The following is a 6963-nucleotide window of genomic DNA, read 5'->3' on the forward strand; positions in this document are numbered from 1 at the left end:
GCGCCGTGCCAGGCGGGGCGTCCCTGGACGCCGTACGGGTCCGCGATCCGGCCGGGCGGGTTGCCCTGCTCCTGCGGGGCGGGCACCCCCTCGACCGGCGTGCGCGCACCCGGCAGCGCCGGACGGTCGCCGCCGCGTTCCTGGACGGCCTCCCGCTGGGCGGCGCGGGCCTCCTCCACCCGGGCGGCGGCCGCGCGGACGCCGTCCCGGTAGGCGGCGGCCGAACCCGACGAGGCTCCGCGCCCCGGCTCGCCGTTCGGCCCGGACCCGGCCGGTGCGGGCCAGTAGGGCGCGACCGGGTTGGGGGACCAGCCGTCGGAGGAGGGTGAGGGGCCGGGCAGTCCGGCAGCGGGAAGCGCACCGGCGGACGCGGACCCCTCGAGCTCCGTGCCACGAGCCGGGGACTCGGCTCCGTACGCCCCGGCGCCGAACGCCTCGACCCCGTGCGACCCGGCCTCGGACGTCTCGGGTCCGTACGGCCCGGAGCCGTGTCCTTCGGATCGGGCCGTCCCGATTCCGTACCCCTCGACCGCCGGCGTCCCGGTGCCGTAGGCCCCGGCCTCGGCGCCGTACGCGTCGGCATCGACGCCGTACGCGCGGGCACCGTACGTGTCGTGTCCGGCGCCGGAGGTCCCGGATCCCGGCCCCAGCTCCCGGGCACCGGCATCGGTCCCGGTCCCGCCGTCGGCCCCGAGGGTCCCGGGCTCCGCGCCGGGCGGTTCGGGGGCGTCCAGCGGCGGCGTCTCCGGCGGGACGGGGTCGTACCCGCAGAGCGCCTCCTCGGCGGCGCCGGCGGCGAGACCGGTGAGGACCACCCGTCCGTCGTCGCAGACCATGACCGTGCGCGGCGTGATGTTGCGGTGCACCCAGCCGTGGCCGTGCAGTACCCGGATCGCCATCAGCAGGTCGGCGGCGACCTCGGCCGCCCGGTACGGCGTCAGCGTCCGCTCGGCGAGCAGGTCGCCCAGCGGACGGCCGGGCACCGCCTCGCCGACGACCCAGAGCGAGCCGCCCTCGGCGAACACGTCGTAGACCTGGTCGAGCCGGGGATGGTCGGCGAGCCTGGCCGCCTCCCGGGCGGCCTCCAGGGCGCGCCGTACCGCCGGCTCGGCCGGCTCCCCGCCCTCGCGGCCGCCGCGCCCGTAGGCCGCGCTGAACCCCTCGGGCAGGCCGTCCGCGTCGAGCACCTCGGCCTCGACGACCTCGGGCAGCGGGATCTGACGGACCCGCACCTCCTGCCCGCTGTACGTGTCGAACGCCAGGCTCTCGGCGAGGTCGTAGCGGTCCTCGCCGGAGGGGTGCACGGGCAGGCGATAGCGATCGGCGAGTATCCGTCCCGCGTAGTCGTCCACCACACCCTCCCCGCTCCGCCCGGCCGGTCAAATCCGTTCGGTGTGCGCCGCGTTCCGGCCGTTCTGCCGTATGCGTACGGTCCGCGCTGGTTCACGATACGTGGCATGGCCGACACATGCCGCTCGGATGCGACATCCGGCCATGCCACGGTTCGGCGCGGTCAGGACTTCGGCTTGAAGGTGCTGGTGAGGGTGGCCCAGGTCTTCTTGCGCAGCTCGCCGTCCCAGTCGGCGGCCGGCGTCGTGTACATGAGCGCGTAGCCCTGGGTCGGGCTCACCACGAAGCCGCGGTCGACGGTGCGCTGCTTGGTGCCGCTTCCGTCGACGTAGGTGAACTCCCAGTCGGCCGCCTCCCAGCCGCGGTAGTCCACCCCCACTATCCGGATCCGCCGGTACTGGTCGCGCACCATGGACTTCTCCAGCTGCTTCCAGTCGGCGACCGCGTCGTCCTTGGGGGTGCTGGTCCAGCCGATGAGCAGCTGCTGGCCGTCGGGGCCGGAGAAGCGGTCGCCGGCCGGGGAGGTGGAGCGGTAGCGCCAGCCGGAGGGGAGGCCGACGGTGTACCCCTGCGCCGCCCGGTAGGTGGTCGTCCTCAGGAGGCCGTCGTCGCTCTTGCCGGACCCCTTGCCCTTGTCCTCGCCGCCCTTGTCGTCGGCCTTGCCGTCCTTGTCGCCCTTGTCGTCCTTCGTGCCGTCGTCGGCGCCCGAGGAAGCGGCGTCGTCGCCGGGTTCGTCGGAGGCGTCGGCGGAGCCGCTCTTCTTCCCGCCCGGATCGGGCTCGCCGCTGGCGGCCACGCCGCCCCCGCCGGGCTTCTCCGAGTCCCCGCCGAGCGTGTTGACGAGCACGGCGATCAGCAGCACGAGGGCCGCCACCACGGCGACGGCGACCAGCACCGACTGCCGGGAGAACACGTCGCCCAGCGAGCCGCGGGGCTTCACGGGCCCGGACGGGGCGGGCCGCTCCGCCATGTCGGAGGGCGTGTTCATCAGGGGCCAGCCCGGCCGGGCGGCCGGCGTGTCGGTCGGCGTGGCGGCCGGGGCCGGCGACGAGGCCGAAGCGCCGGAGGCGGAGGACGCACCGGACGCGGCGGGCGTGTCGGTCGGCGTGGACGCGGCCCCGGCGCCAGCCCCCGCGGCCGCCCCGGCTGCTCCTGCGGCCCCCGCGGCTCCGGCGGACCTCCCACCCGGTCCGGCGGCCGGCCGGGGTGTGGTGCCGGTGACGGGCAGCGCGGCGGAGTTCTTGCGCTCCTCGGGCAGCGGGACCGTCCGCACGGCGTCCACGGGGGTGGAGTCCGCCTCGGCGGCCGTCCCGGAGAGCACCGCGCCGAGCAGTGCCCGCGCCTTGGCGTCGTCCAGCCGCTTGGCGGGGTCCTTCTCCAGCAGGCCGAAGATGACCTCGCGCAGCGGCCCGGCGTGGCGCGGCTCGTCGACCGGCTCGGTCATCACCGCGGTGAGCGTGGCGATGGCGGAGCCCTTGTCGTACGGCGGCACGCCCTCGACCGCGGCGTACAGCAGGCCGCCCAGCGACCACAGGTCGGCGGCGGGTCCCGGCTTGTGCCCGCGGGCGCGCTCCGGGGAGATGTAGGAGGGCGCGCCGACCAGCATGCCGGTGGAGGTGAGGGAGGGGTCGCCCTCGATCTGGGCGATGCCGAAGTCGGTGAGGACCACCCGGCCGTCCTCGGACATCAGCACGTTGGACGGCTTCACGTCACGGTGCAGGATGCCCTCGCGGTGCGCGGAGCGCAGCACGTCCAGGACGGCGAGGCCGACCTCGGCGGCGCGGCGGGGGTTGAGCGTGCCGTCCTCGCGGATCACCTCGGCGAGGGACTTGCCGTCGACCATCTCCATCACGATCCACGGGCGGTCGTCCTCGTCGACCACGTCGTAGACCGTCACCGCGCTGGTGTTGCGGATGCGCGCGATCGCCTTGGCCTCGCGCAGGGTCCGGGTGATCAGCCTGCGCTTCTCGTCGTCGTCGATGCTGACCGGGAACCGCAGTTCCTTGACCGCGACCGTCCGGCCCAGCGTCTCGTCCTTGGCCCGCCAGACCGTGCCCATGCCGCCTCGGCCGACGACCGACTCCAGCCGGTAACGACCGGCGAGGAGACGTCCGGTCCTGTCCTGACGAGGTGTCCCCGCCCGCTCCGTCTCCGACATGCGTCCCCTCATGCAACCCGCCCTGACAGAGCCTCCATTGTCCCTCACCCGACAAGCGGGCGGGTCGCCGGGTGCCCGGTGAACCCGTGTGCCGTGCTTGCCCGATGACGGGCTGCCACCACACGTCTACCCGCACACCCGGCCACCCTCTCCACTCTTCTTCGGGCCCGTGCGGTTCCCGCTCAGGAACGGACGATGTCGGGGGCTCCGAGCCGCGCGGCGTCGGCCGTGAGGTCGTCCGGCTGCCGCTGCGACTCCCGCTCCGCCTCCACCCGCTTCTCGTAGTGCTCGATCTCCCGTTCCCTCTTCTCCTCGTCCCAGCCGAGGACCGGCGCCATCAGCTCCGCGGCCTCCCGCGCGCTGCGGGTGCCCCGGTCGAAGGTCTCGATGGAGATGCGCGTCCGCCGGGTCATCACGTCGTCGAGGTGCAGCGCCCCCTCGTGGGTGGCCGCGTACACCACCTCGGCCCGCAGGTAGTCGTCCGCGCCGCCCAGCGGCGTGCCGAGCGAGGGGTCCTGGGCGATCAGGTCCAGCACCTCCTCGGCCAGCGCGCCGTAGCGGTTGAGCAGGTGCTCCACCCGCACCACGTGCAGGCCCGTGCGGGCCGCGATCCGCGCCCGGGCGTTCCACAGCGCCCGGTAGCCCTCGGCGCCGACCAGGGGGATCTCCTCGGTCACACAGGGCGCGACCCTGCGGTCCAGCCCGTGCACCGCGGCGTCGACCGCGTCCTTGGCCATCACCCGGTACGTCGTGTACTTGCCGCCGGCCACCACCACGAGGCCCGGCACCGGGTGGGCCACCGTGTGCTCCCGGGACAGCTTGCTGGTGGCCTCGGACTCGCCCGCCAGCAGCGGCCGCAGGCCGGCGTAGACGCCCTCCACGTCGTCGCGGGTGAGCGGCACCGACAGCACCGCGTTGACGTGCTCCAGCAGGTAGTCGATGTCGGCGCTGGAGGCGGCCGGGTGCGCCTTGTCGAGGCTCCACTCGGTGTCGGTGGTGCCCACGATCCAGTGCCGGCCCCAGGGGATGACGAAGAGCACGGACTTCTCGGTCCGCAGGATCAGCCCCGTCGCGGAATGGATGCGGTCCTTGGGGACGACCAGGTGGATGCCCTTGGAGGCCTTGACGTGGAACTGGCCGCGCTCGCCGACCATCGCCTGGGTGTCGTCCGTCCACACGCCGGTGGCGTTGACGATCTGCTGGGCGCGGATCTCGTACTCGCCGCCGCCCTCGAGGTCCGTCACCCGGGCGCCCACCACCCGCTCGCCCTCGCGCAGGAATCCGGTCACCCGCGTGCGGTTGGCGACCTGGGCCCCGTAGGCGGCGGCCGTGCGCACCAGCGTGGCGACGTAGCGCGCGTCGTCCATCTGGGCGTCGTAGTACTGCAGGGCGCCGGTCAGCGCGTCCTTGCGCAGGCAGGGCGCGACGCGCAGCGCGTGACGGCGGGTCAGGTGGCGGTGGCCGGGCAGGCCCCGGCCGTGGCCGCGGGCCAGGGACATGACGTCGTAGAGCGCCACGCCCGTCCCCGCGTAGGCGCGCTCCCAGGCCTTGTGCTGGAGGGGGTAGAGGAAGGGCACCGGTTTCACCAGATGGGGCGCCAGCCGCTCCAGGAGCAGGCCGCGCTCCTTCAGCGCCTCCCTGACCAGGGCGAAGTCCAGCATCTCCAGGTACCGCAGCCCGCCGTGGACGAGCTTGCTGGAGCGGCTGGAGGTGCCCGAGGCCCAGTCCCGCGCCTCGACCAGGCCCGTCACCAGTCCGCGGGTGGCCGCGTCCAGCGCGGTGCCCGCCCCGACCACTCCGCCCCCGACGACCAGGACGTCCAGCTCCCGTTCGGCCAGGGCCGCCAGGGACTCGTCACGCTGCTCCGGCCCGAGTGTCGCTGTCCTCACCGCTGCCTCCCACGCTGTGGTCGTGTTGCTGCCGGTCGAACTGGGTGGGTCACCCGTGCTGATCGATTCTCACCGCCCGGCTGCGGATCGGCCACCACCCGTCCCCGCCCTGTGGACAACCTTCCCGGCATCGCCGCACGTCACGGCGGTCCGTCACTCCTGAGGCTGATCCGCGTGATCAACACGCGCACGTCGTCCACAATCCCGCATAACGGTCATATTTACTCCTAGTCTGACAGTGCGTTCACATCGGGAGACATCCCCCGAACCGCCGGTCCCGCTCGGCCGGAGGGATCTCCCGGGTGGCGCACCTGTCCCCCTCCGGCTATCGGGAAGGACGGCCCACCCATGCCCGCAGATCTCGCCGTCATCGGACTCGGACCGCTCGGCCTGCCGCTGGCCCAGGCCGCCGTCGCCGCCGGTGTCCGTACGCTCGGCTACCGCTTCGGACCGGACTCCGGTTCCCTGACCGCCGCCGAACTCCGCCGCATGCTGGCCCGCGGCTTCCGCCCCACCACCAGCCCCGACGAGCTCGGCAAGGTCCGCACCGCCGTCATCTGCGCCCCCGTCACCGAGGCCCCCGACGGCGGGCTCGACCTGACGGAGCTCACCACCGCCGCCCGCACCCTGGCCGCCCGGCTGCGCCCGCACACCACCGTGATCCTGGAGTCGCCGGTCCACCCCGGGACCACCGAGGGCCTGCTGCGCCGCCTGCTGGAGGAGGGTTCCGGCCTGGCGGCCGGCCGGGACTTCCACCTCGCCTACTCGCCCAGCCGCGTGGACCCCGGCAGCCGCACCTGGACGCCCGCCAACACCCCGACCGTGGTCGGCGGCCTCACCCCGGCCTGCACCGAGTCCGCCCTCGCCTTCTACTCCCGGATCACCGACCGGGTGGTGCGCGCCCGCGGCCTGCGCGAGGCCGAGACGGTGCAGCTGCTCGAGACCAACTTCCGGCACGTCAACATCGCCCTGGTCAACGAGATGGCGGCGCTCTGCCACGACCTGGGCGTCGACCTGTGGGACGTGATCCGCTGCGCCGAGACCAAGCCGTTCGGCTTCCACGCCTTCCGCCCCGGCCCCGGCGTCGGCGGTCACGGCCTCCCCCGGGACCTGACCGCGCAGGCCGCCGGCCACGCCGGGCCCGCCCTGCGCATGGTGGACCTCGCCCGGCGGGTCAACGCCGACATGCCCCGGTACGTCGCCCGGCGGGCCGCCGCCCTGCTCAACGAGCACGGCAAGTCCGCCCGCGGCGCGCGGGTCCTGCTGCTGGGAGTCACCTACAAGCCCGACCTCGACGACGCACACCGCTCCCCCGCCGAGGAGATCGCCGTGCACCTGGGCGAGCTGGGCGCACAGGTCGTCTTCCACGACCCCTACGTCGGCGAATGGCGCGTTCGCGACCGCCCTGTGCCGCGCGCCGACTCGCTCCTGGAGGCCGCGGCCGACGCGGACCTGACCGTCCTCCTCCAGCAGCACCGGGCCTACGACCTGCAGAGTCTCGCGGTGAAGGCCCAGCTGCTGCTGGACACCAGGGGGGCGACGCCGACCGGGGCGGCCCACCGGCTC

The 6963-nt window shown here is 74.4% G+C and carries 4 protein-coding genes; 1 reads left to right on the top strand and 3 read right to left on the bottom strand.

Features of this window, described 5'->3' with window-relative positions:
- The 3 genes from ACOV8S_RS16945 to ACOV8S_RS16955 form a co-directional block, all read right to left on the bottom strand.
- Positions 1 to 1352, bottom strand: a 1352-nt coding sequence (locus tag ACOV8S_RS16945) for a protein kinase (RefSeq protein ID WP_448318633.1), incomplete at its 3' end; no start/stop codon positions are given.
- Positions 1353 to 1513: 161 nt separating this feature from the next.
- Positions 1514 to 3508, bottom strand: a complete 1995-nt coding sequence (locus tag ACOV8S_RS16950) for a serine/threonine-protein kinase (RefSeq protein ID WP_448318634.1) — start codon at positions 3506 to 3508, stop codon at positions 1514 to 1516.
- 182 nt (positions 3509 to 3690) lie between these two features.
- Positions 3691 to 5397 (bottom strand): glycerol-3-phosphate dehydrogenase/oxidase, encoded by a 1707-nt coding sequence (locus ACOV8S_RS16955; protein ID WP_448318635.1) that lies wholly within the window; start codon positions 5395 to 5397, stop codon positions 3691 to 3693.
- A 348-nt stretch (positions 5398 to 5745) separates the two neighbouring features.
- Between ACOV8S_RS16955 and ACOV8S_RS16960 the strand changes: the two genes are divergently transcribed.
- A partial coding sequence (locus ACOV8S_RS16960) for a nucleotide sugar dehydrogenase (RefSeq protein WP_448318636.1) occupies positions 5746 to 6963 on the top strand: 1218 nt, incomplete at its 3' end.

It is taken from the genome of Streptomyces sp. CO7 (assembly GCF_053474865.1).

Bases quoted from the DNA above. Each gene is read 5' to 3' on its own strand.
- ACOV8S_RS16950 (WP_448318634.1), bottom strand. From the start codon at position 3,508: ATGTCGGAGACGGAGCGGGCGGGGACACCTCGTCAGGACAGGACCGGA.